The following is a 26,176-nucleotide window of genomic DNA, read 5'->3' as shown; positions in this document are numbered from 1 at the left end:
AATATCTTTGCCATTCCCAACACCAATCTTTTTTGGCTTTCGCATTTGTGATGAAAAAAAACCAGTACGCAATCGTCGACATCGAGACCACCGGCGGAAATGCCAGTGGCAGCCGCATTACCGAAATTGCAATCATCATCCACGACGGCCAAAAGATCATCGACCGTTTCGAAACGCTTGTCAATCCCGAAAAGGAAATCCCGGTCCCTATTTTTGCACTGACGGGCATCAACAACGAAATGGTGCGTCACGCCCCCATTTTCGACGACATCGCCGAACAAGTGCACGGACTGCTCAACGAGCGCATTTTTGTCGCCCACAACGTCAATTTCGATTATTCGTTTGTGCGCCACCAACTCGAACAGGCAGGATTCAAATGGACCGCAAGAAAATTGTGCACCGTACGCGCCGCAAGGAAAATCAAACCCGGATTGGCCTCCTACAGCCTCGGCAACTTATGCCGCTCCTTGGATATTCCGCTCGAAAACCGCCACCGCGCCGGTGGTGATGCCGAGGCCACCGCTGTCTTGTTTTCGCGCTTGATGGAATGGGACAACGATGGCATCCTGGCCCAAATGCTCAAGAAAACGGCACAAGACCAACGGCTGCCGCCCAATCTTCCACCGCAGGATTTCGAGCAATTGCCCGACAAACCCGGTGTATATTATTTCTATAACGAGGCGCGCAAAGTCATTTATGTCGGAAAGGCAATCAATTTGAAAAAACGCGTGGCCTCGCATTTCAGCGGGCACAACGTCAAGCCGCAACGCCAGCATTTCCTGCGCGAAATCCACGGAATTTCGTTCGAGGTCTGCGCGACCGAACTCATGGCGCTTTTGCTCGAATGCGCGGAAATCAAGAAATTGTGGCCGGCTTACAATACGGCGCTCAAACGTTTCGAGTCAAAATTTGGGCTATACGAATACGAAGCGCGCAACGGTTACCGTTACCTGGCCATTGGAAAAGCAAGTAAATTCCAGCGTTGCATCGAAACCTTCAACGCAGAATACGATGGCATCCATCTGTTGCGCAACCTGGCCGAGCAATTCGAAATCGACCACCGCTTCTGCCAATACGGTCGCGCGCAGCAAGCCGAAGGATTACCCAGAACCAGCCGAGACAACCTTCCCGATCTCGAACAGCACAACCTGCAGGTAGCACACGCACTCGATTTCCTGAGCAAAAACAGACCGAGCTTCGCAATCATCGACAAGGGCCGCAACGACGACGAACGCAGTTGCATCTGGGTCGAAAACGGGCATTTCTATGGCATGGGCTATATTGCTTCGGAGGTGGGACTGGCCGACATTTCTGAAATCCGCGATTATGTGACGGCCTACCGCAGCAATCCCTACATCATGCAACTGATCCAGGCTTTTACGCAGAAATACCCGCGCAAGGTCATTTATCCGCAGTCCCTTTCCGCTTCGTAGGATTTGCTTCGTAGGCGGTTAATCCTTACTTTTAAACTGAACTTACAACAGTCGCCCATGGATCCGCTCAAAACCGTCATCACTTCCTTTATCGACATGTCCGATGAGCAATACGCCATCATCCATCCGATCATGCAAAAGATGGAGGTTAAAAAAGACACCAATCTTTTACAGCAAGGACAGGTCTGCAAGCATGTTTATTTTGTGGAAAGCGGCTTTTTCAGGATGTTCTATGTCGATTACAAAGGCAATGAAATCAATGCGCGTTTTGCCAAACCCAACGACTTCATGGTGGACTTCGTGAGCTTCATCACCAAGACGCCTTCGCAATACCATTGGCGCGCGATGGAAGACTCTACCATCATCGCACTCGATTATGAGGAAATCGAGAAAGCCTACGAGCTTTATCCCAAATGGCAAAAATTTGGTCGGTTGATTGCCGAATGGAGCTACATCCAAATCATGCAGCGCGAAGAAATGCTGCATTTCCAGACGCCCGAGGAACGTTACGAAACCCTGCTCAAGACACAACCTTACCTGTTCAATCTGGTTTCGCAAAACCAACTCTCGTCCTACATCGGGATCAAGCCCGAATCGCTGAGCCGTTTGCGCAAGCGAATTTTGGGGAAATAAAAAATTCCCATTCAGGGAATCCATGTCAAATTAGCCGTGCTTGAGGTACAATTTCCAGTCGCTGCTCATCTCGATGATGCGCTGTTTCTTGCCTTTGCGCACGAGCGTCGAGTCGATTTCGAGGTGCCGGTGCGTCTTGTTCTCGAAAACCTCGACAAAAGTCTTGATGATGTCGTCGTTGGTTTGCGTGCCGTCGAGCGGATTGAGCGCGAGCGCATTGACATTCATGCTCACAAACACACAATCTTCATATTCGGTCACGTTCTGGTTGAGCGGATGCACGCCCGAGTGGTCGGGTTTGTAGCCGATGTATTCGATAGAAACGTCTTCGGTTTTGAGCAGATACAAAACGGTTTCAATAATGCTTTGCTTAAAAAGCTCGCGGTTGTTCTCGGGTGGTGTTTCAATAGAGCCCGAAATTTTCACGGTAAGTGTCGAGATGTGATCCATTGGTTCCATAGCAATTTCTTTTTTAACAAAGTGACGACTTTTCGTGCTGCGAGCCCTTATAGGATTAGCCTTTAGAATTATAAAAATCCCACGATGGCGCAGTGTTGCCAATAAAAAACCACCGAAACGAAACCGAAGTTTCACTTTCCGATGGTCTATTTTTAGGAGCTGTTCCCGCTATCCGCAGTATCTCTACGAGGATACTTGCTGCTATCGGGGCTAGGGCCGCAGTATCCTTACAACGTCGCCAAGTCGATCACAAATCGGTACTTCACATCGCCCTTGAGCATGCGGTCGTAAGCTTTGTGGATGTCCTTAATGTCGATCATCTCGATTTCCGAAACGATATTGTTGGCTGCACAAAAATTAAGCATTTCCTGGGTTTCTGGCAAACCGCCGATCAACGATCCGACCAAGCTTTTGCGTCCGCCAATCAAACTGAACGCGTTGAGTTGATACGGCGTCGGTGGCACCCCCACGCAAATGTGCACGCCGTCGCGGCGTAGCAATGCCATGTACAGGTTGATGTCGTGCGGCGCGGAAACGGTATCGAGGATAAAATCGAAACGGCCACGGGCTGCCGACAACTGCGCTTCATCTTTGGTCAATACGAATTGGTGCGCACCGAGCTTCTTGGCATCGGCTTCCTTTTCGGGAGAGGAACTGAGCACGGTCACTTCGGCTCCGAAAGCCACGCCAAACTTGACGGCCATGTGTCCGAGACCACCGAGTCCGAGCACGGCCAGTTTGTGCCCCTTGCCTACTTTCCAATGGCGCAAGGGCGAATAGGTCGTGATGCCCGCGCAAAGCAAAGGCGCCGCCCCGGCCAAGTCGAGTTTGTCCGAAATGTGCAATACGAAATCCTCGTGCACGACAATCGTATTCGAGTAGCCGCCCTGTGTAGGCACGCCGTCCTTGCCGATGCTGTTGTAAGTCCCGACCATGCCGTTGAGGCAAAATTGTTCGAGTCCGTCCTTGCAGTTGTCGCAAGTGCGGCACGAATCGACGAGACAACCGGTTCCCGCAATGTCGCCCACCTTGAATTTCTTGACGTGGCTGCCCACGGCGACGACCTTGCCTACGATTTCGTGTCCGGGCACCATTGGGAAGATGGCACCGCCCCATTCGTCGCGGATCTGGTGCAGGTCGCTGTGGCAAACGCCGCAATACTGTATGTCGAATTGTACGTCGTGCGGGTTGAGTTCGCGTCGCTCGAAATCCCACGGCGCGAGGTCGGTTTGGGCACTTTGTGCCGCATATCCTTTAGCTGGTATCATGATGTATAAGTTTTTTTAAAGTTAGTGATTTTTTGATTTTGTATTGGCTTGTTTTTAGAAATAACGTAAAATTTACAACGGTCGCTAGCCCAGACAGTAGCGGCATCCTTTTGTGGAGTCCCGACACTTCGGGACGGAATAAAAGATACAGCGAATGGCTGGAAAATGCTCCTAAAAACAACAGCCACGAATACTCGAATTGCAGATTATCGTCAAATAAAATTCGTGCATTCGTGGCCAACCAAATAGAAAACTTATCTTAGTGACTCAAAATTTCACCATGAAACAATCTTACGAAAACCACATCCGCTATTACGCACCGCACCATTTTGTATTTTATCCGGTGGCGGCGATTCTTTTTTTGATTTCGATTTACTTTGTTTTTTCACGACCCGAAACCGCCTTGTGGATTTTCATGAGCGTCGTGATCGGCTTGGTCATTTGGGTGTCATACATGATGCGCCAGCATTACGCGCTGACGTTGCAGAACCGCATCGTTCGATTGGAACTGCGTTACCGCTATTTTTCATTGACAGGCAAACGTTTGGAGGAATTCGAACACGAACTGCGCGATTCGCAATTGTTCTCGTTGCGTTTTGCGCCCGATGAAGAATTCGTGGCTTTGGTGGAGCGCGCGCGAAACGAGAAAATCGGCGGGACCAAAATCAAGCAAAGTATTGTGAACTGGAAAGGCGATTACGACAGAGTTTAGATTTTAGATTTTAGATTTTAGATTTTAGATTTCTGATTTTAGATTTCTGATTTTAGATTTCTGATTTTGATCTACTGTTGGATAATTGGAACACTCATTATTCATTATTCATTATTCTCTTCTCAGTATCTTCGAAACTGAAATCGCGCAACTGCGGCGCGCGGAAATAGGTGTAAATCACCACGCCCAACGTGATGCAACCGCCCGTAACGACTGCCCTGACCGTGCCGAGCCAATGCGCCATGAGTCCGCTTTCGAAATCGCCGAGTTCATTGGAAGAACTCACGAACATGGTGTTGACGGCCGAAACACGTCCGCGCATCTCATCGGGTGTGACGAGCTGCAAAATGGTGCCGCGGATCACGACGCTCACGGCATCGAACATTCCTGAAAACAACAGCATGAAAAACGAGAGGTAGAAATTTTTCGATATCCCGAAGATGATGATCGAAATCGCAAAACCACCGACGCAGAAGAACAATTTCCGGCCGGGATTGGTCCTGAGCGGCAAGAAAGCAAGCAAGCCCATCGTGACCAAAGCCCCGATTCCGGGCGCCGAGCGCAGCAACCCAAAGCCCATTTCATTGACGTGCAGGATTTCTTTTTGGTAGACCGGCAACAGCGCGACCGCCCCACCGAACAAGACCGAGAACATATCGAGGCTCAAGGCCGACAACAATGCCGGCGTTTTCCATACGAAGCGCAATCCTTCGGTCACGCTTTGCAAAACGGGTTCCTTGACTTTTTTAAGGATCGGCTTGACGGCAATCGAAAACAACGGAAACAGCAACAGAAACAATAAAACAAACACCGACAGCAAGCTCGTTGGGATGCCAAAAGCCGCGATGCCAAATCCGGCTGCCAAAGGTCCGAGTACCGCGCCGAGGTGCCAGGCCATACTGCTCCAACTGGTCGCGTTGGCGTAATGTTCGCGGGGCAAAATCATCCCAAACAGCGCAAACATCGATGGACTGTAGAAACTGCGCAGCATTCCGCCCAGGAATACGAATACATAAATGAGGTTGACCAAGACGGTGACGCTCATTCCTTTTTCGACCGATGGCAAAGCGATGCCGAAAAGTGCGGCCGACAAAACAATGTAACCCGCCAGACAGTAAAACACCATTTTGCGTTTTTCATTGTGGTCGACGACATGGCCCGAGAAAAAAGAGAAAACGATGGCCGGAATGACTTCGGCCAAACCGACCAGACCGAGCGAGAGTTTGTTGTTGGTGATGTGGAACACCCAATAGTAGATCAGCGTCGACTGCATGTTGAGCGCGAAGATGATCCCGAGCCGCAGCATCAGGTATTTCTGGAATTCCTTGATTTTGAGTGATGGATTCTTGGCGAAAAAACCTTTGGGTGTTGGGGAAAGCGGCGTATTGTTGTCCATATATTGCGGTGGAAGCATTCAAAATTCCAAGGGGTAAATTTACGCCATTCGGCACACATATTCCCTACAAATTGGCAAGGAATTTTGTTCCTTTGCAGCGATGAGAAAAAGCGACTATTTCTTTGAAACCGTTTACAACGACATCCTTTACGAAAAGGACGACGCCAACTTTAAGGAGTTTGAAGGCTGTACGTTCAACCGTTGCGATTTCAGCCGTTGTACGTTTTTGGCGGTGACGTTTATCGATTGCGTGTTCAACGATTGTATTTTCAATGGCGCCAAGATCAATTATGTCGCGTTGCGCACGGTGACTTTCAACCGTTGCCAAATCAAGGAAGTCAATTTTGCGATGTGCGACAAACTCATTTTCGAGATCGCGTTCAATAATTGCACGCTCGATTTCTCGAAGTTCTACACACTCAAAATCAAAGGGACGGTTTTTACCGATTGCAGTGTCATTGCGGTCGATTTCATGGGCGCCGATTTGACTTCGGTGGTGTTTGACCGATGCGATTTGTACCGCAGCGAATTCAGCAAGGCCATTTTGAACAAGGCCGATTTGAGGACCGCACGAAATTACACGATCAATCCGCAGCGCAGCAAAATCAAGAAAGCGCGGTTTTCACTCGAGGGTTTGAAAGGATTGCTTGCGCACCATGATATCGTTGTACAGTAATCACAACGCTTTCTCCATGATGTAATCTTCCATCAAATAACCACGACCAATGTCGATGTCTTCCTCAGCGGTAATCGCAAACCCGATTTTTTGGTAAAAACCCAGTGCCTTGTTGAACCGGTTCACGTTAAGCGACAAAGTGTTTGAACGGTTCTCCCGCGCCACTTCCGCTGCCCTGTCCATCAGCAATTTCCCGATGCCCCTGCCTTGGGTTTGCGGCAGGACATAGATCTTGTGGATGCGCGTGACAGGCTGGTTCTGGTAGTTGTGCTCGTAAGAAAGGAATCCGAGCGCTTTTCCATCTTCCTCGACGATTTCAAAACGGTGGTTCTTTTGCGCTACATTGTTTTGCAGGGTCTCGACCGAATAAAAATTGCCGAGCATGTAATCGAGCTGTTCCTTCGACAGGATTTCGCCATAGGTCACCGGCCAAATCGCATAGGCCAAATCCCGAATGGTTCCAAAATCGTCAGGCGTCGCCGGAATTATTTTTATCATAATAGATGTTTTTGGGAAAATAAATGCTGAATTCCGCACCGCTATTGGGTTTAGACTTCACACGGATGCCGCCGTTGTGGTTCTCGACAATCTTTTTGCAGATGGCCAGCCCAAGCCCCGTACCCGAATATTTGGCATCGGTCTCCAGACGTTGGAACAACACGAAAATCTTTTCGGCGTATTCTTGCTTGAAGCCGATCCCGTTGTCCGAAACCACAATTTTATGGTAGCGCTTGTCGGTAAAATCCATGTCGTTGAAACTTTCGGTTTCGGTGATTTTTTCGGCCTTGATGACAATTTTTGGCGGTACGTTTTCCTTGCTGTACTTGAGTGAATTGGTGATCAGGTTGATGAACAACTGTTCGATCTGGAACGGGATGGCCTTGATCGTCGGCAACGGTTCGATCGTGATCTTGGCTTTTTTTTCCTCGAGGTTGATGGCCAAATCTTCGACAATCTGGTTGAGCAGGCTGTTGAGATTGGTCTTGACAAAAGTGCGGTCGCCCTTAATCGTACGCGCATAATTGACCATGTCGATCATGAGGTTCTGCATGCGGTTGGCGGCAGTGCGGATTTTGTTGAAATAATCCTTACCCTGTTCCGAAAGCACTAATTCCTCCTTTTCCTCGATGCGCGAAATGAACATTTGGATCTTGCGCAACGGCTCCTGCAAGTCGTGGCTTACGATGTTGTTGAACGACTCGAGTTCCTCGTTCATCGTCTTGAGTTCGCGGTTGTTGGCCTCGAGTTCGATCGTTTTCTTGTACTGCTCGGTCAGGTCATAATTCACGCCGACCTTGACGGTTTCGCCTTTGCCGTTTTTCATGAAACTGCCCACCGAACTGATGTATTTCGTTTCGCCATTGGGCAAAATATAACGGATCAAAACCGAGGTCGGTTCGAGCGTCCTGAGCGATTCGTTATGGATCAGCATGGCCGATTCGAAATCCTCGGGATGCATGAATTTGGACACATTTTCGGGGTTGGCCTCGAACGACTGCGGTTCCACGCCCAGCAATCGGTAGAAATTATCCGAAAACGTGTAGGTGTTGGTGTGCAGGTTGACCTTCCAGTGTCCGAATCCTGCGACCTTCTCGGCGTTGTTGAACGAGCGGTTCAGGAATTGGAGTTCGTCGTTGGCGCGCTTGAGTTGACTCAGGTCGATGTTGAGCCGGTTGTACGACAACAACAAAATGAGCAACGATAGAATGACCAACAGGAACGCGCTGATGATCGAATCCTCGAGTTCAAACTGGTGCGTATCATTGAGGTGCTTGAGTTTTTGCGCCTCACCGCGGATGGTGCGGTAGACATGTTCGCGCATCTTGTTCGAGAATGCGGTACTTTCGAGCAGTTTGGCGTTGAGTTCCTCTTTGTCGGCGTTCTTGATCTTGGCCAGCGTCAACGTTTCGCGGAACAGTTGGAAACGGTGGTCAAACATGAGCTTGAGCGAATCGAGGTCGGCGCTGACCTTTGGGCTGTGTGCGCACAATTTCTTGAGTTTCTTGAAATTGAGTTCGATTTCGGCCCGGTCCAGGAAACGGTTTTTCAAATAGGATTCGTCGCGCGTGATGATGTAACTGCGCAGGTACGTCTCATAATTGCTGATGATCGACAACAGCTTTTCGAGTTCGAGCTGGGTCTGGTTGGAAGTCGCAATGAGTTCAACGGAATCGTCGAGCTTCTGCATTTTCGAATAAAACACAGAGCCGATGTAGCAAACAACAATAATCGCAATTCCTAAGGCAATCTTAAAGACCTGGTCGCTTTTATATTGTCTCAAGAATTTCATTCATTCCCATATTAAATGCTAAAGAAAAAAGTCTCTTTGTTTAGTCCGGAAGAATGGAATTGCCAGTTAATGTTCACGACGTCTTTGATGACTTTCTTGAGTTTCGAGAAATCGTTGGGTTTCTTGATGTAGATGTTGGCACCGCCGACAAAAGTTTCTTCAATGTCCTTTTCGGCGGAGGAAGTCGAGTAAATCGCAATCGAAAGATCCTTGTACCTGCTGTTCATCCGGATTTCCTTGAGACAGTCAAAACCGGTTTTTCCAGGCATGTTCAAATCGAGGAATAAAATATGCGGCATCTTGATATCGGGTTGTTCAAGATAATCCATCAGTTCTTTTCCGTCCTTGAACAAAGTGACCTTGTTGCTCATTTTGAGTTCGGCAATGGCTTCGCTAAAAAAATTGCGATCATCTTCATCATCATCGGCAAGGAGAATGTGGATTGGATCTTTGTGTGTAATCATAAGGTGCTTTCTGAGATTTTATTATTCAACCTGGTTTACTAATAATCTTCTTTTGTCTATAATTCTTTTGAACATCGATGGCGTGAGACCGGTTACTTTCTTGAACTGGCTCGACAAGTGCGCCACGCTGCTGTAGTTGAGTTTGTAGGAGATTTCGGTTAGCGTCAGTTCTTCTTCGACGATGAGTTTCTTTGCCCTTTCGATTTTTTGGATGATGATGAAATTCTCGATCGACGTAAACGTATATTCCGAAAAAATATTGGCGATGTAACCATAACTGAAATTCAATTTCTCGGACAGGTAATGCGAAATGGTCGTCGACGGCAATTTGTCGCGTTCGTACACCATCTCTACGATTGCGTCCTTGATCCTTTGGATGAGCTGGCTTTTCTGGTTGTTCAGGATGTAGATGCCATAACGGTTGAGCGATTCTTGGAGTTCGGCAAAATGTTCCTCGGTGATTTCCTCATCAATTTCAATTTCGCCCAGATCCAGTAGTTGGTGCTTTACGTTGTGCTTTTCAAGCTGCTCCTGAAGAATAACCCGGCAGGCCATTATTCCGTCGTATTTGATGTAGAGCTTCATACTGGTATTTAAAAATGATTAAGGTTAAAATTATTTCATAAATATAGAGCAAAAATTGGAATCTGCTGATACAAATTTACGAAATCGGTTAAACTGTTACTTTTTTTAAGAAAATAAATACTTTCAAATTATTGAAAAACAAATATTTAAACTTTCAGTTCCTTTTTGGTTTTTAACAATAAATAGCTGATTTTATCCGTGAATCGTTTCCGATTTTCCATACTTGGCAATCACCGAAGCCTCAAAATCGAGCCATTCGCGCCAACGCTTTTCCACATCGATTCCCGTCCCGTATTTTCGCGCATATCCGATAAAAGTCGTGTAATGTCCGGCTTCGCTTTCCATGAGTTCGCGGTAAAATTTAGAGAGTTCGGGATCTTTGATGTTTTCCGACAACACCTTGAAACGCTCACAACTCCTGGCCTCGATCATCGCCGAGAACAACAACCTTTCGACCAGACCCGAAACCCGGCTGCCGGTATTGCTGCGCTTCATGTATTGTGCGAGTTCGCCCACGTATTCGTCTTTGCGTTCGCGCCCCAGTTTGTAGCCGCGCTTCTTGATGATTTCGTGCACCATGTCAAAATGTTCGATTTCTTCCTTGGCCAAGGCCAGCATATCGGTCACCAGATCGGGAAATTCCGAATTGATCGTGATCAGCGTAATGGCATTCGATGCCGCTTTTTGCTCGCACCACGCATGGTCTGTCAGGATTTCCTCGATGTTGCTTTCAACAATGTTTACCCAACGCGGGTCGGTGGGCAATTGCAGGCGGAATGTAGACATGGCTTTTGAATTTATGCGCCAAAATTACGATTTTCCGCGAAATGGACAAAGCCGAAAGCGGATCGAAATTTCCCACTTTCGGCTGTCACTCTAACTATAACTGGAACTCAAATACTAACTTTTCACGCGGTTCTGCTCGCTTTCCGATCCGCTGCGCTCGGAACTGTTTTTCGATTCGAACCTTTTCCCGAACGCATAGGTAAACGTGAGCGCCACATAACGCGTATCGCCGCGGTTTTCGTACCAGGCATCGGTTTGGCTCAGGTTGTTGATCGTCCCGAAATTGAGGTTCGAATAAAACATATCGTTGATCGACAATTTGACGCTGCCCTGATCCCCGAACACTTTTTTCTGTACCGCGGCATTGATGCTGCTTTTGGGCCTCGTGGTCACCTGTCCCGATTCGACCCCGGAAAGGTACCAGCCGCTCAATTCGCCCGACCAACCGCTACCGAACACGAGTCGGTTGTTGACCGAACCGTAGAAAAAAGTCCCTTCGGTCTTGAGGTATTGCGAATACAGCGGACTGTCGTAACGCAGGTTCGTCACTTCGGCATAAATACTAGTACTGAGCCATTTCGCAAACGGAACATCGGCCTGTGCATTGAGGCTGATGGTTTCGCTTTTGGCGATGTTGCCGGGACGGCTGTAGTAGATTTCGTTGACGATTTCGAGCGTTTCGTCGATGTTGTCCTTGGTGTGACTGTAGCTCGCCGTGGTGCTGAAAAATCCCTTGAAACGGTACGACAACTCGATGTTGTGCGCAAATGAGGGTTCCAGATAAGGATTTCCCGAGTAAAACGTAAACTTATCGAGCGGGCTCAAAAACGGGTTCAAATCCTGGTAATACGGACGGTTGATGCGTTTGCCGTAATTGACCGCCAACTGGTTGTTCCCGATCGAATCCAATTTGTACATCACATACACCGTCGGGAACAAATTCGTGTAATCTTTCTTGAACCTCGAGGCCGGTTTGAGCACATTGCCGAGCTGGTTTCCTTTGGAAATGGTGTTTTCCAGACGCAGGCCCGTCTGTACCGAAAACCGCCTGAAATTCCGGTTGTAATTCACATAAACGGCATTGATGATCTCGTCGTACTTGAAATGGTTGCTCGTATTGTAGTTCGGGATCGACGCACCGCCTACAATGTCGTTGTATTCCGCGATATTATCGGTTTGCGAATAGCTGATTTTATAACCTGTTTCGAACGTCTGCTCCTTTTTCATCGGATGTACGTAATCGGTCTTGAACGTGTAAATGTTGATGCGCGAGGGCAGCCATCCCACCGACTCGTCGCTGCTGCTGAGCGAATGATCGGGTTGGTAGATGTAATTGCGGTAGCGCTGGTCTTTCTGGTCGTCGTAGACCAGGAAGTCGGCATCGGCGGTGATTTTTTTGCCGATGCTGTCGAATTCATGGCTGAAATTGAGGTTCGCCCCGCCGTTGAGAAAACGCGTCTTTTCGTAATTGTCGGCCACGATCGTCGAATCGAGCACGCGCATCGGGTTGCGCAAATCGCTGTTGCCATCGGTTTTTACATTCGAATACCTCGAAAGCCCGGTAAAATTCATACCCCAAGTGGTTTTATCCGAAGCGTAATAATCCATCCCGAATTTAACGTTCGCGGTATTCTGTCTGCGGTTCATATCGGTACTCTGGTCAAAAAACGACTTGACGCTGTTGTCCGGGTTCTTGTAGGTGCGGTAAATATCGAGGTCGTTCTCGAATTCCTGGGTCGCATAATTCGCATTTCCAAAAACACGCACTTTATTTTGCTTGTAATTGAGGCTGATGCCATTGCGTGAATGGTACTTTTTCCCACCCGACACGCGCGAAGTCACGTTGCCGTTAAAACCTTTCGACTTGATCTTCTTGGTCTTGATGTTGATGATCCCCGCGCTTCCGGCCGCTTCGTATTTGGCCGGCGGATTGGTGATGAGTTCGATCTGGTCGAGCATACTGGCCGGCAATGATTTGAGGTACGCTTCGAGATCGGCGCCCGAAAGATAGGTCGGTTTGTCATCGATAAACACCATCACACCCGATTTGCCCTTGAACGTGATCGTGCCGCTCTGGTCGACGGTAATGCCCGGTGATTTTTCGAGCACGTCCATCGCATCCGAACCTGCACTCGAGATCATCGCGTCGACATTGACGACAGTGCGGTCGATCTTGTATTCGGCGAAGGCTTTTTTCTTCTGCACGGTGACCTCGGCAATCGAATTGGCCTGCAATGGCTCGAGGATGATGTCAGCCTTGGATTCGGGTTGGTTTTCGGCCAACGTCACAGGTTGCCCGATAAACGGCTTGTAACCCGTTTCTTCGATCGAAACGATGTAAGTTCCAAAAGCAATATTTTCAAACAGGAAACTGCCGTCGGGTTGTGTGATTTCGGTCTTGACGAGCGCATTGTCATTGGTTGACAGTAACGAAACAATCATTTGGGAAATTGCCTTCTGGTCGGCCGATTGGATGCTGCCGCTGATTTTTCCGGTACTTTGGGCCGAGGCCAATTGAGGCAATAACAAAAACAGGACAACGGTCAATTTGAGTAAGTGGTTCATGGTGATGGATGGTTTTTTTGATTGATGACGAAACTCGTTGGTTTGATGAATGAATGGATAAGTTGTTACAAAATGGGTTAAAAATTAGGCATAGGTATGGCTGTCCACATGGATGGATACGGTCAAAATCGGTTTGTTTTTCGGATTATTTCGAATCTATGGCCAGGTCGCCCGTGATTTCATAATTGTAGCAAATGGCGTATCGGTTGGCCTTGACGTATTTGTTTTTGAACCTGGCATGGACGCTTTCGGGTTGTTTCACTCCATTGACGATGAGGCTTCCGGGGGAAAGCTTGTACGAAAGATTCTCGGTGTTTTGGATCACGTTGGCCGCGATCAAATCACTGGTGATGTTGTTGGTCAGGTTGTCGAGCGGCGGACCATTGTGCTTGAAATATTCGTTCGGGCTGTCGGATCGCAACGACACTTTTTTGTAGTAGGTCGGATCGTCGGTATCACGGGTTTCTTCATCACGCGCATAAATTTGCGTATGGGTCGTTTTGGTCAACGACACCGGCTTGGCCAGCGGGCTCAGGTTTCCGTAAAGCGGCTGCGGCACGGTCGGCTCTTGGATACAATACTTATTTTGGTCTTCATACATTTTTTGCCTTGCATTGTATTTGGCTTGCTCGGCTTCGTACTTGCGTTGGTTGGCTTCGTATTTTTGCTGGTTGGCATCATACTTTTTTTGCTCCTCGTCGTATCTGGCCGTCTCATCGGAATAGACGATCGATTCCTGTGCGATTCGTTTGGCTTCTTCGTTTCGCATTTTGACTTCTTCATTGGCCATTTGTGCATCCATAGCCATGCGTTCCCGGTCCGCATGGATGCGTTCGGCTTCGATTGCCGCGGCATCCGTATGAATGACATCCGTATGGTTGAACGCAAACAAGGCCAGGGCGATCAACAACAGGCTTACCGACAGGAACGTTTTCTCGATGGCATTGAGCGATGTATTGTTGTTGTAGATGATGCGTTTGGCGCGGTGGAACAGATGGCTTTTATTGTCGCCGAGCCCCATGACCAATTGCTCCTGCCTGAGTTGGTATTGGCCGAAAGAAACAAGCGCGTGCACAAATCCCGACTTGTTCCCGATGGCTTCCACGGCAATGTCATCGCAGCAGTTTTCACGTTCGTCGCGGATCAGATTCGACAACCAAAGCAACCCCGGATTGAAGAAAAACACCATCTCGGCCAAACGCTGCAGGATATTGATGATGTAGTCTTTGCGGCGGATGTGCGCGAGTTCGTGCAACAAAATCGCCTCGACCTGATCGTGCGGAAAACCCGACAGCATCCCGATCGGCATCAAGATCACCGGTCTCAAAATACCGCTTACCGACGGCACCTTGACCAAGGCCGATTCGAGCAGGACAACCGATTTTTGCAAACCGATCAACCCGGCAAGTTCGGCAATACGTCCGTTCCAATAATCGGACGGGGCGAAGGTTTTGTAATTGCGGATGCGGTAAATTTGTCCGAATCCATTACAGATTTGCAGGGCCTTGAAGATGAAAATCAAGAACCAAATCGTCACGATAAAACTGGAATATTGGTTGAGGAAATCGGAGGCAATCAATCTGTAATCGATTATTCCCGTATGTGTCGCTTCACCTGTTACGGCTTGAATCAACGGAAGATTTAAAGTGGACAAGCTTTCCTGCTGCTGCAGGTTCGCCTCATAATAAAATGTAATTCCCGAAACCACAAGAAAGCCTACAAACAAAACCGTAAGCAAATGGTACCGCAATACCGAAGCCGATTTCTTGGTCGCCAAAATCACCAATCCGGCGACGAGCGCCAGGACAAATCCCTGCCAAACCGAATGCACCAGCGTCCAGGAAATGGCTTTTAATAAAGTGTCGTTGAAAACCATCATAGCTATTGATTGTCGAGTTTATCGAGCATCGCCCGAATTTCATCGAGTTCCTGTTGGGTTGTTTTTTTATTGCCGAGCAATTGCATCATCAGGCTGCTGCTCGATCCGTTGTACATATTGTCTACGAACTTTTCGAGCAGGAAACCTTTGGTCTTCTTCTCCTCCACCGCGGCGCTGTAGATGTGTTTCATTTGGGTCTTATCTGTTACAAGCATTTCCTTTTCGGCCATGATTTGCATCAGTTTTAAGGTCGAGGTGTATTGCACGGCGCGCTTCTGCTCGTTGAGCGTATCGTTGACAAACCGCACCGTTGAAGGGCCGAATTGCCAAAGTACCTGCAGGATTTCTAGTTCTGATTTGGTCGGTTCCGATTGCATGATTTCACAATTTATTGGTATTGAACAATTCAAAGGTAAGAAAAATTTCGTACGAACAAATTATAATGTTTGTTTTTTGTTTTTTTTAACAGAAATACCAAAAGCAATTGCCGAAATTAAACCGCAAAGTTCCGAAAGCTTTGCTGTCTTTGCGACCCGAGACCGTAGGTCGAACTGACGAAGTAAAACCTTCGCGCTTTGCAGCAAAAAAAGCCCCGTCTTTCAACGAGGCTTTCTATTATTTATGCACGCATTTAAAATACGAAAATCGCGCGTTCGCTCATCATTTCATTAACCTCATCGCCTACCTGCTCGATGATTTCCTCATTGGTGTGGTTCATCAGGACGCGGTCGATCATGTCGACGATTTTTTCCATATCGGCTTCGACAAGACCACGTGTGGTAATCGCCGGTGTACCGATCCGGATGCCCGAAGTCGTGAATGGCGATTTGTCGTCGAACGGCACCATGTTTTTATTGACAGTGATTTCGGCCTTGACGAGTGCGTTTTCGGCTTCTTTGCCCGTGATGTTTTTGTTGCGCAAATCGATCAGCATCATGTGGTTGTCGGTTCCGCCCGAAATAAGGTTGTAACCGCGCTTGATGAACGCCTCGGCCATCGCCTTGGCATTTTTCTGTACCTGCATCGAATAGTGGAAAAACTCATCGGTCAACGCCTCGCCGAATGCCACCGCCTTGGCTGCGATGATGTGCATCAAAGGCCCGCCCTGGTTGCCCGGAAAAACCGACATATCGAGCAAGTTCGACATCATCTTGATTTCGCCTTTCGGTGTGGTCAATCCCCATGGGTTTTCGAAATCCTTGCCCATCATGATCATCCCGCCACGTGGGCCGCGAAGGGTTTTATGTGTAGTCGTCGTTACGATGTGGCAATGTGGAATCGGGTCGTTCATGAGTCCTTTGGCGATCAATCCCGCCGGATGTGAAATATCGGCCAGCAACAAGGCTCCTACGCTATCGGCAATCTGGCGGAAACGTGCAAAATCCATGTCGCGGCAATAAGCCGAAGCACCCGCGATGATCATTTTCGGTTGTTCCTTCGTTGCGATTTCCTGGATTTTGTCGTAATCGAAACGCCCGGTCTCTTTTTCGACACCATAAAAAGCGGTCTCATACAATTTTCCTGAGAAATTGACCGGGGAACCGTGTGTCAAATGCCCGCCGTGCGAAAGGTCGAACCCTAAAATTTTATCGCCTGGCTTCAGGCAAGCCGCATAAACCGCGGTATTCGCCTGCGAGCCCGAGTGCGGTTGTACGTTGACATATTCGGCACCGAAAAGCGCCTTGGCACGGTCGATCGCGATTTGCTCGATGATGTCTACGACTTCGCAACCGCCGTAATATCTTTTGCCGGGATAGCCCTCGGCGTATTTGTTGGTGAGGCATGAACCCGCCGCTTCCATCACCTGGTCGCTTACAAAGTTCTCGGAAGCAATGAGTTCCAATCCGTGTATTTGTCTGTCCTGTTCTTCGAGGATCAAGTCGAAAATTTGTTGGTCGTGATGCATTTGATAATTTTTCGTTAAAAACTTTCCAAAAATACGAAAACGGTTTGTTAAATTGGGCAATAATAATATATTTGATAACTAAATTTTCAACATTACAAACCCTTAAAAAATGCCAATAACCGCAAACGATCCGAGCCGAAAATCATGGTTGGAAGTACCAGAAAACAGCGATTTCCCCATCCAGAATATTCCTTTTGGGGTATTCATAACCAAAGACGATGTCGTCACGATCGGCACACGGATTGGCGATTATGCGATTGACCTTGGCGCGTTGCAACAACTCAACTATTTTGAAGGGATTGAACTCACCGACGACATGTTCATCCAGGATACGCTCAACGATTTCATTTCGGATGGACAAAAGACCTGGCGTTTGGTAAGGAATCGCATTGCCGATATTTTTGACAACACCAACGGCGAATTGCGCGACAACAAGGACCACCGCGAAGTGGTCGTCTGCAAAATGGACGATGTGGAGATGCAATTGCCGGTACTCATCGGCGATTACACCGATTTTTATTCGAGCAAGGAACACGCGACCAATGTCGGCATGATGTTCCGCGACCCGGCCAATGCATTGCTGCCGAACTGGCTGCACATTCCGGTCGGCTATCACGGCAGAAGCTCGTCGATCGTACCGTCGGGAATTCCGGTGCACCGCCCGATGGGACAAACGGTGGCTGTGGGCGAAACGACGCCGGTTTTCGGGCCATCGCGTTCGATCGATTTTGAACTCGAGACGGCTTTCATCACGACCGATGTCAACATCATGGGCGAAAACATCCCGGTGCACGAAGCCGAGGATTATATTTTCGGGATGGTACTGCTCAACGACTGGAGTGCGCGCGACATCCAGAAATGGGAATACGTGCCGCTCGGACCGTTCCTGGCCAAGAACTTCGCCTCCTCGATTTCGCCGTGGATCGTGACGATGGATGCACTCGAACCGTTCCGATGCAAGGCCCCCAAACAAGACCCTACGCCGCTGCCCTACCTGCAACAGAAAGGCAAGCACGCCTTCGACATCAACCTTGAGGTTTCGATCGAACCCGAAGATGCCGAAGCTACCGTGGTTTCCAACTCCAACTTCAAGTACATGTACTGGACGATGAGCCAGCAATTGGCGCACCATACCTCGAACGGTTGCCGCGTGAATTCGGGCGACATGATGGGATCGGGAACCATTTCGGGACCTACGCCGGACAGTTTCGGATCGATGCTCGAACTGACATGGGGCGGCAAGAACCCAATCAAGATGAAAGACGGCAGCGAACGCAAATTCATCAACGACAACGATACGGTCATCATCAAAGGTTGGTGCAAGAATGCCGAAGTACGCATCGGATTTGGCGAATGCAGCAGCAAATTATTACCGCCGTTTGTAAGAAAATAATTTCTCTTTTTATGTTGTTTTTTATGGTTAAGTTTGTATTCCAACAGACTTGCCGTGAAGAAATTATTACTCTTATTTACATTAAGCCACTGCTGTTTTCTTTCTGCACAGGATGGTTTTCTTGACCCTACTTTTGGAGACAATGGCATTGTGAACACTTGCCTTACGCCTGCTTTTGCTAATGCCGGGGCTATCGCCATCGGGTCAGACAACAAAATTGTCGTTGGCGGATCGATTGTGCACGCAATGGATGATTCTGATTTCTGTGTAGTGCGCTATCTTTCTGATGGAACGCCCGATCCAACTTTTGGGACAAATGGCATTGTCACTACCGAATTCCCTTCTTTCAGCACCATAAATGACATTGCCACCAAAAGCGGAAAAATCATTGTGGCCGGTTCCACTATCCACAATGCGCAGTTAACAGCAGTAATTGCACAATACAACAGCAATGGTTCACTGGACGATGCGTTCGGTACCAACGGGATTGCCCTCATTCCCATTCCCGTTACCGATGATGCCGGTGCATCCAAAATTACGCTATTACCCAAATGGCAATTTACTGGTGACCTGTTCTATTCATTCTACTCTTTTTCCAGATTGGCATTATTCGGCGTTTGCCCAATATCTTCCTGATGGTACATTGTACACTTCCTTCGGAAATCAAGGAATCGCCATTGATCAAAGTGGCGGAATGGTTAGCGAGGTGAAAATCCAATCCGACTCTAAAATTATGGTACTGGTTTACGGCTTCGTACCCGTGTATGGGCTGATTCGCTACAACGCCGATGGCTCTCGCGACACCACTTACGGAAATGCCGGCGCCGTATTTGGCCTTCCAAATACTGACACCTATATGAGGTCGATGACGCTGCTCAATGATGACCGTGTGGTTTTGATCGGATTAATTAACGATATGCAAAACAGCAATAGTTTTGCACTGCTCAGGCATCTTCCTTCAGGCGCTCTTGATCCGACTTTTGGAAATGGCGGCATGGTATTGTACCCACAAATCCAAATTACCGCCAATGGCCTGCTGCTTCAGGAAGACAATAAATTGGTTTTTGGCGGCAATACGCAAAACGGAAACGATTCGCTGTATACCGTAGGCCGATTCAATGCCGATGGGACAATCGACAACACTTTCGGAACAAATGGCATTACCACCACCGATGTCACGCCTTCCTACAACAGGCTCAACGCCATTGCTTTTCAAAATGACGGAAAGCTTGTTGCCGTTGGCGATGGTGCTTGCATCACTTTGGCCAGGTATACGCAAGGAACTTTATCCGACAGAACCTTTTCCAGCAATAACTTGCAAATGGCCGTTTATCCCAACCCCGCACCGGATGCATTCCACTTGACTTATGAATTAAAAAACAACCAGACGGTTTCTGCAACGCTTCACGATTTATATGGCCGCGGCATGCGCAAACCAATCGAAAACCAACAACAAATCGCCGGAAAACACATACAGCCCATCAGCCTTGAAGGGCTTTCTACCGGAACGTATCTGCTCGTATTGGAAACATCCGAAGGCAAACAATGCTGCAAAGTCATCAAATCGAATTAACCGCTAACGTTCCGCAATCGCGAAAAAGTTTTTTTGATTCTGCATTTTTATACTATGTTTGTCCGAAACCATTGACGAACAAACACTATGAAAAAATTTTTATTCGGTTGTTTTGCCATGGCAGCATTGGCAGCCTGCAGCAGCGATGACGGCGGATCCGATCCCATCACGATTCCCGAGGCGCAATTCGAAAAAGGAACCTTGGCCTACATTAAAGATTACATCGGCGAAACGGCTTACAACAATATCGTCGAGCAGGGATTCGAACTGCATTTGGGCAAGACGCCGCCAACGATTGAAGGTGTTTACGAAATCAACGGCAGTCGCATCTTCAAAACCAATGTGCCCAACGACATCAGTGTTGGTTCCAGCACCGGGCCGCATTATTTGATCATCTCCAATCAGGACAACGCCAACCTTAATGTCAGCTACAGCAGCAAACACCACAGATCCGGCTCCAATCCGCGTGTGGAAAATAATTCAGATGAAGGCTATCCCGTCATTTCGGGTAACGGCGACCGCTTTACGATGGTGGCCAAGGTCAATTCGGAGGTTGGCAATCTTAATGTAGAAGGAGCCAATACCATCCACATCATTTCGGGCAAAAAAACCAGCGAAGGAATTGTCGATTTTCAATTGTTCGTTTACATGGTCAACAACCATGGCAATACCAATACTTTTTTCACGAATAAGAAATCACGCGTTTACGTTGACACCGACGGAACAGTCGAACCTTGGGATTAACTCATTTTTTAATACACATTCAAGCCGGTGCCCAAAGCATCGGCTTTTTTCTTGATTTGCATCAAGCGGCATCACCGGCTTTGTGCTGAAATTTGCAGCAATCAATCAATCAATCAATCAATCAATCAATCAATCAATCAATCAATCACCCGAGGCATTTGATATTAAGAGGAGAATGTCCAGTGGACATTCGGAAAAATAAATATCCTGCAGCGAAGAAAATCATCAATCCAATGAAATCAATCAACACCTATGCGCCCATCATCGCCTACAAAACGATCGAAATCAACGCGGGAATCGAAACCGTGTGGCAAAAACTAACCGCCGTAGAGGCTTGGCCCGAATGGCACCGTGAGATCAAACACGCACGCCTCAATGGAAAACTCGAAAAGAATACCTCCATCATATGGGAAACTGCCGGAATGAAAATCAAGTCGGAGTTGCACACGGTCAACCCGCCGACGCATTTCGGTTGGACCGGAAAAAGTTTCGGGCTGTACGCCATCCACAACTTCAGGCTGTTCGACCTCGATGGAAAAACACAAGTACTCGTAGAAGAAAGCATGGAAGGCTGGCTCACACTGTTCCTCAAAAAATCGTTGAAAAATATACTCGACAAAAGCCTACAACAATGGCTTGTCGAACTCAAATCGGCTTGCGAAAACCCGACTAAAATGTCGCGACTGGAAGCAACGCTGCAAGAATCTGCTTGATGGGCATGAAAATCCTTCTTATTGGCGACAGCATCACGCGTGGTGATTTGGGCGATAGTTTTGTCGATTTGTTGGCCGAAAAATTTCCGCAGCACCGGTTCATCAATCAGGGACTCGACGGTTATCCGATGGCAACCTTGCTGCGTCGGCTCATCAACCACCTCAAGATCAAGGACGATTACGATTGCATCATCATCCAGGGCGGTTACAACGACATTTTATTGCCTTGGTTTGATCAGCGGCAGATTTTGTTCCGGCTGGCGGCAAAACACCAACGCAAAAAAGGTTTTTCTCCATTAACTGCGCCGGAAATGAAGTCTTTGCTGACGGACAGCCTGCACCAGATCAAGCAATTGTTCCATGGCCGATTGGTGCTGCTTACCCTGGGCTGTCTCAATGAGAATCTGCAACAGCCATTGAACCGGCAACGCAGCCAATGGAACGACATCTTGCGCGAAATAGCCGTCGCCGAAAACATTTTGCTGGCCGACTGCGGCAAGGCGTTTGACCACTTTTTACAATCCGAAACACAAACCGATTATTGCCTGGACTGCTTCTGGAACACGACCATCGGCGACCGTCTCGTCTGCAAATTGCCGAACGGGTCAACCTTTTTGAGCCAAAAACGCCAACTGCTGCTCACCATCGACGGCGTACACCTCAACAAAGCCGGTGCAGAAATTTTCTGCGATTGTGTAACAAATGCCTTGGGATGGACAACCAATACCGCTTGAATGCGATTTTTTCGCCTCGCATCATCATCATCAAAAAATCAACATCATGAAACTGATCCAGGACAATCCGGTTTTCAAACCGCTGGGACAAAACTTTTACACGGCCATACCCAATGTTACCGGGGCGGCTTACGACGACAAGGCCAAAATGTACGAAAGGCTGGTCGGGTCGAAATTATACAACCGTATTTTCTGGGGCACTTCTCCCTCCGATTACACCCGGTTTGCAGAAAACGCCATCCTATCAGCCAAAGGCAATGCACTCGACGTGGGTTGTGGCGGACTGGTCCAAACCGCATCGGTGTACACCAAAGCCCAAGCCGACTGTTACTTGCTCGACCAATCAACGGCCATGCTCGAAATCGGAAAAAAGCGGCTCGAAAAAGCCTGCGGAAATGTTCCCGAAAACATCGTTTTGCTTCAAGCCGACGCTTTTCAAATTCCGTTTGCCGACCAAACTTTTGACACGGTTTTCAGTTTTGGGATGATCCATTTGTTTGCGGACAAACCGGGATTCCTATCTGAAGTTTTGCGCGTCCTGAAAACCGGCCAGCGGTTTTATTTCACTTCGTTGACCAACGACCGCAGGTTCAGCAGTTGGTATTTGTCGCTGTTGCAGCAGAAAAATGAAATCGCAGCGCCGATGGGTTCAAAAGAAATCACCGCCCTTTTCAATCCCCAAAAAACCAAAATTGAGATGCATAACAAAGGCAGCATGGTGTTTATATCGGGTGTAAAAACCGCACACTGATTTACAGTCTCTGCCCCAATTCCGCGGCGTCGATCCCTTCGTGCGATTCGTTGTAGACACATTTTCCATCCACAATCAACAGCAATTGCGGCGATTGGTGCTGCACGTAAAATTGCTGGGAAATCGCATCCGAAACATCGCGGTGCGCTAGCAAATCCAAAAAATACGGCGTAACTTTATCCTGCAAACCAAACTCCTGTTCAAAGCGCCTGAGCGTCATACGACTGATCCCGCAGCGTGTGCTGTGCTTGAAAATAATCGCCGGTTTCTGTGATGAATCCTTCATGATTTCCTGCAATTGGGAAATGTTGTGCAACGAATTCCAATCGACATTGCCTTGCTCTGGCTGATCATTTGAATTTCCGAATAAGCCTTGAAATAAACCCATATTGTCGTATTTTAAGACTTTTTGTCATTTGTTAATGTAAAAATTAAGACAAAAAGTCAGATTATTCGCATTGGAATATCAATTGCAATACGCCGACCAAAATTACAAAACACAACAAAATCACCTACAGAATTAACGAATTATGAACATAAATCTCTTGACAATTAAATCACAGGAAGCTTTGCAACAGGCACAATTGCTCGCGCAAAGTTATGGACAACAGCAGATCGAGAACGAACATCTTTTCAAGGCCATCTTTGAAGTCGACGAAAATGTTGCGCCGTTTATCCTCAAGAAGCTCAACGTCAATGTACCGCTGTTCGAGCAAATTCTCGACAGCACCATCCAGAGCTTCCCGAAAGTCTCCGGCGCACAGATTACCTTGTCGCGTGAGGCCAATTCGACCCTGAACGAAGCCGAAATCATCGCCAAGAAAAGGAACGACGAATACGTTTCGATCGAGCATTTGATCCTCGCGATCTTCAAATCGAAAAGCAAGGTCGCCCAAATCCTCAAAGACCTAGGCGTTACAGAAAAAGGACTGCAGGCGGCCATCGACGAGCTCCGCAAAGGCGAACGGGTGACTTCACAGACCGCCGAAGAAACCTACAACGCCTTGGGCAAATACGCCAAAAACCTCAACGAATTGGCCAAAAACGGCAAACTCGATCCGGTCATCGGACGCGATGAGGAAATCCGACGCGTCTTGCAGATCCTGACACGGAGAACCAAAAACAACCCAATGCTTGTGGGCGAACCCGGCGTGGGCAAAACCGCGATAGCCGAAGGTTTGGCGCACCGGATCGTTGACGGCGACGTGCCCGAAAACCTCAAGGATAAAATCGTTTTCTCGCTCGACATGGGCGCGCTCATAGCCGGCGCCAAATACAAAGGGGAATTTGAGGAACGATTAAAATCTGTTGTAAAAGAAGTCACGACTTCCGAAGGCGACATCGTCTTGTTTATTGATGAGATCCACACGCTCGTGGGGGCCGGTGGCGGCGAAGGTGCGATGGACGCGGCCAACATCTTGAAACCGGCCTTGGCGCGTGGCGAACTGCGTGCGATCGGTGCGACCACCTTGGACGAATACCAGAAGTATTTCGAAAAGGACAAGGCACTCGAACGCCGTTTCCAAAAGGTCATGGTCGACGAGCCCGATACCGAAAGTGCAATCTCGATCCTGCGTGGCATCAAGGAAAAATACGAAACGCACCATAAGGTCCAGATCAAGGATGAGGCGATCATTGCCGCTGTCGAACTGTCGCAGCGCTACATCACGAATCGTTTCCTTCCCGACAAGGCCATCGACTTGATGGACGAAGCCGCCTCGAAACTGCGCATGGAAATCAATTCCAAACCCGAAGAACTCGATGTGTTGGACCGTAAAATCATGCAGCTCGAAATTGAAATAGAAGCCATCAAACGCGAAAACGATGAGAGCAAACTCAAATCGCTCGGGATGGAACTGGCCAACTTGAAGGACGACCGCAACGAGATTTTCAGCAAATGGAAATCCGAAAAAGACATCGTCGATGGCATCCAGGCCGTCAAGACCGAAATCGAGGATTTCAAATACGAAGCCGAACGCGCCGAACGAGAAGGCGATTACGGAAAAGTGGCCGAAATCCGCTACGGCAAAATCAAGGACGCACAAACCAGATTGGAGGATCTGCAAAAGCAACTGCAGGAAAACCAATCGGGAACTTCCTTGATCAAGGAAGAAGTGACGCGCGAAGACATCGCCGAAGTCGTGGCCAAATGGACCGGAATCCCGGTAACCAAGATGTTGCAGGGCGAACGCGAGAAATTGCTCCAGCTCGAAAGCGAATTGCACCGCCGTGTCGTGGGACAGGAAGAAGCCATCGAAGCCGTTTCGGACGCGGTACGCAGAAGCCGAGCCGGCCTGCAGGACATGAAGAAACCCGTCGGGACGTTCCTGTTTCTCGGAACCACCGGTGTCGGAAAAACCGAGCTTGCCAAAGCATTGGCCGAATACCTATTCGATGACGAAAACGCAATGACGCGCATCGACATGAGCGAGTACCAGGAACGCCACAGCGTGAGCCGTTTGGTGGGCGCGCCTCCGGGCTATGTGGGTTATGATGAAGGCGGACAATTGACCGAAGCCGTCAGACGCAAGCCGTACTCGGTGATTTTGCTCGACGAGATCGAAAAGGCGCATCCGGATACGTTCAACATTTTGCTGCAGGTACTCGACGAAGGCCGATTGACCGACAACAAAGGCCGCCTGGCCGATTTCCGAAACACGATCATCATCATGACGTCGAATATGGGAAGCGAGATCATCCAGGAGAAATTTGAAAACCTCAAGGGAGGAATTGAGGCAGCGACCGAAGCGGCCAAATCGGAAATCCTGGGCCTGCTCAAGCAAACGGTGCGTCCGGAGTTCATCAACCGCATCGACGAGATTGTGATGTTTACGCCATTGAGCAGTGCCAACATCAAGGAGATTGTCGGGTTGCAACTCAAATCGGTGACCAAGATGCTCGCCCAGCAAGGCATTGCGATGGATGCGACACCGGAAGCCATTGCATACTTGTCTGAAAAAGGATACGATCCGCAATTTGGCGCAAGACCGGTAAAACGGGTCATCCAACGCGAGGTGTTGAACCAGCTTTCGAAAGAAATCCTGGCCGGAAACATCGCGACCGACAGCATCATTTTGCTCGATTCATTCGACGGTAATTTGGTGTTCCGAAACCAAACCGAGCTGCAGAAGTAATCTTACAGCAAATTATCATTTAAACAATATTTCATCATATAGTTCGCAGATATTGACACTATTATCTGTTTTTTAACACTAA

24 protein-coding genes and 1 pseudogene are annotated in these 26,176 nt (G+C 48.3%); 12 read left to right on the top strand and 13 right to left on the bottom strand.

Going from position 1 to position 26,176, the window contains the following annotated elements:
• Window positions 1–50 precede the first annotated feature (50 nt).
• Both QM717_RS15265 and QM717_RS15260 read left to right on the top strand, forming a co-directional pair.
• A complete protein-coding gene (locus QM717_RS15265) occupies window positions 51–1,433 on the top strand; it encodes an exonuclease domain-containing protein (protein ID WP_415038711.1) in 1,383 nt (460 codons plus the stop codon).
• Between the two features lie 57 nt (window positions 1,434–1,490).
• Window positions 1,491–2,066 (top strand): Crp/Fnr family transcriptional regulator, encoded by a 576-nt coding sequence (locus QM717_RS15260; RefSeq protein ID WP_415038709.1) that lies wholly within the window; start codon window positions 1,491–1,493, stop codon window positions 2,064–2,066.
• A gap of 30 nt (window positions 2,067–2,096) precedes the next feature.
• On the opposite strand, the gene QM717_RS15255 is transcribed toward QM717_RS15260, so the two are convergent.
• Together QM717_RS15255 and QM717_RS15250 are read right to left on the bottom strand one after the other, a co-directional pair.
• Window positions 2,097–2,525 (bottom strand): hypothetical protein, encoded by a 429-nt coding sequence (locus QM717_RS15255; protein ID WP_415038707.1) that lies wholly within the window; start codon window positions 2,523–2,525, stop codon window positions 2,097–2,099.
• A gap of 227 nt (window positions 2,526–2,752) precedes the next feature.
• Window positions 2,753–3,793 carry an NAD(P)-dependent alcohol dehydrogenase gene (locus tag QM717_RS15250; protein ID WP_415038705.1) on the bottom strand — a complete coding sequence of 347 codons (1,041 nt, stop codon included), beginning with the start codon at window positions 3,791–3,793 and terminating at the stop codon, window positions 2,753–2,755.
• A 280-nt stretch (window positions 3,794–4,073) separates the two neighbouring features.
• On the opposite strand from QM717_RS15250, the gene QM717_RS15245 reads away from it, so the two are divergent.
• Complete coding sequence (locus QM717_RS15245) at window positions 4,074–4,505, top strand: DUF6526 family protein (RefSeq protein WP_415038703.1); 432 nt, start codon at window positions 4,074–4,076, stop codon at window positions 4,503–4,505.
• Window positions 4,506–4,602: 97 nt separating this feature from the next.
• Here QM717_RS15245 and QM717_RS15240 read toward each other — a convergent pair whose 3' ends face one another.
• Window positions 4,603–5,919, bottom strand: a complete 1,317-nt coding sequence (locus QM717_RS15240; protein WP_415038701.1) for an MFS transporter — start codon at window positions 5,917–5,919, stop codon at window positions 4,603–4,605.
• A gap of 82 nt (window positions 5,920–6,001) precedes the next feature.
• Between QM717_RS15240 and QM717_RS15235 the strand changes: the two genes are divergently transcribed.
• Window positions 6,002–6,577: a pentapeptide repeat-containing protein gene (locus QM717_RS15235; protein WP_415038699.1), complete on the top strand. Its 576-nt coding sequence runs from the start codon at window positions 6,002–6,004 to the stop codon at window positions 6,575–6,577.
• Here the strand turns inward: QM717_RS15235 and QM717_RS15230 are convergent, their stop codons facing one another.
• The 9 genes and pseudogenes from QM717_RS15230 to glyA form a co-directional block, all read right to left on the bottom strand.
• Window positions 6,578–7,075, bottom strand: coding sequence for a GNAT family N-acetyltransferase (locus QM717_RS15230; RefSeq protein WP_415038697.1), 498 nt, complete (start codon window positions 7,073–7,075; stop codon window positions 6,578–6,580). It abuts the gene before it with no gap.
• A complete protein-coding gene (locus QM717_RS15225) occupies window positions 7,047–8,867 on the bottom strand; it encodes an ATP-binding protein (protein ID WP_415038695.1) in 1,821 nt (606 codons plus the stop codon). The genes QM717_RS15230 and QM717_RS15225 overlap by 29 nt, the downstream gene beginning before the upstream one ends.
• A gap of 11 nt (window positions 8,868–8,878) precedes the next feature.
• Window positions 8,879–9,331, bottom strand: coding sequence for a response regulator (locus QM717_RS15220; protein ID WP_415038693.1), 453 nt, complete (start codon window positions 9,329–9,331; stop codon window positions 8,879–8,881).
• Between the two features lie 21 nt (window positions 9,332–9,352).
• Complete coding sequence (locus QM717_RS15215; RefSeq protein ID WP_415038691.1) at window positions 9,353–9,916, bottom strand: helix-turn-helix domain-containing protein; 564 nt, start codon at window positions 9,914–9,916, stop codon at window positions 9,353–9,355.
• 192 nt (window positions 9,917–10,108) lie between these two features.
• Window positions 10,109–10,702: a tRNA-(ms[2]io[6]A)-hydroxylase gene (locus QM717_RS15210; protein WP_415038689.1), complete on the bottom strand. Its 594-nt coding sequence runs from the start codon at window positions 10,700–10,702 to the stop codon at window positions 10,109–10,111.
• A gap of 114 nt (window positions 10,703–10,816) precedes the next feature.
• Entirely contained in the window at window positions 10,817–13,267 is a 2,451-nt protein-coding gene (locus QM717_RS15205) for a TonB-dependent receptor (RefSeq protein WP_415038688.1), read from the bottom strand.
• Window positions 13,268–14,366: 1,099 nt separating this feature from the next.
• Window positions 14,367–15,143 (bottom strand): annotated as a pseudogene (locus QM717_RS15200) (M56 family metallopeptidase); the annotation flags it as partial.
• Window positions 15,144–15,148: 5 nt separating this feature from the next.
• Window positions 15,149–15,523 carry a BlaI/MecI/CopY family transcriptional regulator gene (locus tag QM717_RS15195; protein ID WP_415038686.1) on the bottom strand — a complete coding sequence of 125 codons (375 nt, stop codon included), beginning with the start codon at window positions 15,521–15,523 and terminating at the stop codon, window positions 15,149–15,151.
• Window positions 15,524–15,777: 254 nt separating this feature from the next.
• Window positions 15,778–17,052, bottom strand: coding sequence for a serine hydroxymethyltransferase (glyA, locus tag QM717_RS15190; protein WP_415038684.1), 1,275 nt, complete (start codon window positions 17,050–17,052; stop codon window positions 15,778–15,780).
• A 109-nt stretch (window positions 17,053–17,161) separates the two neighbouring features.
• Between glyA and fahA the strand changes: the two genes are divergently transcribed.
• The 7 genes from fahA (at window position 17,162) to QM717_RS15155 (ending at window position 22,960) form a co-directional block, all read left to right on the top strand.
• On the top strand, window positions 17,162–18,445 hold the full coding sequence (fahA, locus tag QM717_RS15185) for a fumarylacetoacetase (protein ID WP_415038682.1): 1,284 nt from the start codon (window positions 17,162–17,164) through the stop codon (window positions 18,443–18,445).
• Window positions 18,446–18,499: 54 nt separating this feature from the next.
• Complete coding sequence (locus tag QM717_RS15180) at window positions 18,500–19,081, top strand: delta-60 repeat domain-containing protein (protein ID WP_415038680.1); 582 nt, start codon at window positions 18,500–18,502, stop codon at window positions 19,079–19,081.
• A complete protein-coding gene (locus QM717_RS15175) occupies window positions 18,963–20,018 on the top strand; it encodes a T9SS type A sorting domain-containing protein (RefSeq protein WP_415040143.1) in 1,056 nt (351 codons plus the stop codon). The genes QM717_RS15180 and QM717_RS15175 overlap by 119 nt, the downstream gene beginning before the upstream one ends.
• An 87-nt stretch (window positions 20,019–20,105) precedes the next feature.
• Window positions 20,106–20,762, top strand: a complete 657-nt coding sequence (locus tag QM717_RS15170) for a membrane lipoprotein lipid attachment site-containing protein (protein ID WP_415038679.1) — start codon at window positions 20,106–20,108, stop codon at window positions 20,760–20,762.
• Between the two features lie 233 nt (window positions 20,763–20,995).
• Window positions 20,996–21,475: an SRPBCC family protein gene (locus QM717_RS15165; RefSeq protein ID WP_415038677.1), complete on the top strand. Its 480-nt coding sequence runs from the start codon at window positions 20,996–20,998 to the stop codon at window positions 21,473–21,475.
• Window positions 21,476–21,480: 5 nt separating this feature from the next.
• Window positions 21,481–22,209, top strand: a complete 729-nt coding sequence (locus QM717_RS15160; protein ID WP_415038675.1) for an SGNH/GDSL hydrolase family protein — start codon at window positions 21,481–21,483, stop codon at window positions 22,207–22,209.
• A gap of 46 nt (window positions 22,210–22,255) precedes the next feature.
• Entirely contained in the window at window positions 22,256–22,960 is a 705-nt protein-coding gene (locus QM717_RS15155; protein WP_415038673.1) for a class I SAM-dependent methyltransferase, read from the top strand.
• 1 nt (window position 22,961) lies between these two features.
• Here the strand turns inward: QM717_RS15155 and ytxJ are convergent, their stop codons facing one another.
• Window positions 22,962–23,348 carry a bacillithiol system redox-active protein YtxJ gene (gene ytxJ, locus QM717_RS15150; RefSeq protein WP_415038671.1) on the bottom strand — a complete coding sequence of 129 codons (387 nt, stop codon included), beginning with the start codon at window positions 23,346–23,348 and terminating at the stop codon, window positions 22,962–22,964.
• Window positions 23,349–23,490: 142 nt separating this feature from the next.
• Here ytxJ and clpB point away from each other — a divergent pair, with 142 nt between their 5' ends.
• Window positions 23,491–26,094 (top strand): ATP-dependent chaperone ClpB, encoded by a 2,604-nt coding sequence (gene clpB / locus QM717_RS15145; protein ID WP_415038669.1) that lies wholly within the window; start codon window positions 23,491–23,493, stop codon window positions 26,092–26,094.
• The last annotated feature ends 82 nt before the right edge of the window (window positions 26,095–26,176 follow it).

It is taken from the genome of Flavobacterium sp., assembly GCF_047602195.1.
GTDB lineage: Bacteria > Bacteroidota > Bacteroidia > Flavobacteriales > Flavobacteriaceae > Flavobacterium.
The sequence above is the reverse complement of the archived record's forward strand: the minus strand, read 5'-3'. Positions and strand labels throughout refer to the sequence as shown.

Excerpts from the sequence above, each read along its gene's own strand:
- QM717_RS15265 (WP_415038711.1), top strand. The coding sequence starts at position 51 with ATGAAAAAAAACCAGTACGCAATCGTCGACATCGAGACCACCGGCGGA.
- QM717_RS15260 (WP_415038709.1), top strand. The coding sequence starts at position 1,491 with ATGGATCCGCTCAAAACCGTCATCACTTCCTTTATCGACATGTCCGAT.
- QM717_RS15255 (WP_415038707.1), bottom strand. The coding sequence starts at position 2,525 with ATGGAACCAATGGATCACATCTCGACACTTACCGTGAAAATTTCGGGC.
- QM717_RS15250 (WP_415038705.1), bottom strand. The coding sequence starts at position 3,793 with ATGATACCAGCTAAAGGATATGCGGCACAAAGTGCCCAAACCGACCTC.
- QM717_RS15245 (WP_415038703.1), top strand. The coding sequence starts at position 4,074 with ATGAAACAATCTTACGAAAACCACATCCGCTATTACGCACCGCACCAT.
- QM717_RS15240 (WP_415038701.1), bottom strand. The coding sequence starts at position 5,919 with ATGCTTCCACCGCAATATATGGACAACAATACGCCGCTTTCCCCAACA.
- QM717_RS15235 (WP_415038699.1), top strand. The coding sequence starts at position 6,002 with ATGAGAAAAAGCGACTATTTCTTTGAAACCGTTTACAACGACATCCTT.
- QM717_RS15230 (WP_415038697.1), bottom strand. The coding sequence starts at position 7,075 with ATGATAAAAATAATTCCGGCGACGCCTGACGATTTTGGAACCATTCGG.
- QM717_RS15225 (WP_415038695.1), bottom strand. The coding sequence starts at position 8,867 with ATGAAATTCTTGAGACAATATAAAAGCGACCAGGTCTTTAAGATTGCC.
- QM717_RS15220 (WP_415038693.1), bottom strand. The coding sequence starts at position 9,331 with ATGATTACACACAAAGATCCAATCCACATTCTCCTTGCCGATGATGAT.
- QM717_RS15215 (WP_415038691.1), bottom strand. The coding sequence starts at position 9,916 with ATGAAGCTCTACATCAAATACGACGGAATAATGGCCTGCCGGGTTATT.
- QM717_RS15210 (WP_415038689.1), bottom strand. The coding sequence starts at position 10,702 with ATGTCTACATTCCGCCTGCAATTGCCCACCGACCCGCGTTGGGTAAAC.
- QM717_RS15205 (WP_415038688.1), bottom strand. The coding sequence starts at position 13,267 with ATGAACCACTTACTCAAATTGACCGTTGTCCTGTTTTTGTTATTGCCT.
- QM717_RS15195 (WP_415038686.1), bottom strand. The coding sequence starts at position 15,523 with ATGCAATCGGAACCGACCAAATCAGAACTAGAAATCCTGCAGGTACTT.
- glyA (WP_415038684.1), bottom strand. The coding sequence starts at position 17,052 with ATGCATCACGACCAACAAATTTTCGACTTGATCCTCGAAGAACAGGAC.
- fahA (WP_415038682.1), top strand. The coding sequence starts at position 17,162 with ATGCCAATAACCGCAAACGATCCGAGCCGAAAATCATGGTTGGAAGTA.
- QM717_RS15175 (WP_415040143.1), top strand. The coding sequence starts at position 18,963 with ATGCCGGTGCATCCAAAATTACGCTATTACCCAAATGGCAATTTACTG.
- QM717_RS15170 (WP_415038679.1), top strand. The coding sequence starts at position 20,106 with ATGAAAAAATTTTTATTCGGTTGTTTTGCCATGGCAGCATTGGCAGCC.
- QM717_RS15165 (WP_415038677.1), top strand. The coding sequence starts at position 20,996 with ATGAAATCAATCAACACCTATGCGCCCATCATCGCCTACAAAACGATC.
- QM717_RS15160 (WP_415038675.1), top strand. The coding sequence starts at position 21,481 with ATGAAAATCCTTCTTATTGGCGACAGCATCACGCGTGGTGATTTGGGC.
- QM717_RS15155 (WP_415038673.1), top strand. The coding sequence starts at position 22,256 with ATGAAACTGATCCAGGACAATCCGGTTTTCAAACCGCTGGGACAAAAC.
- ytxJ (WP_415038671.1), bottom strand. The coding sequence starts at position 23,348 with ATGGGTTTATTTCAAGGCTTATTCGGAAATTCAAATGATCAGCCAGAG.
- clpB (WP_415038669.1), top strand. The coding sequence starts at position 23,491 with ATGAACATAAATCTCTTGACAATTAAATCACAGGAAGCTTTGCAACAG.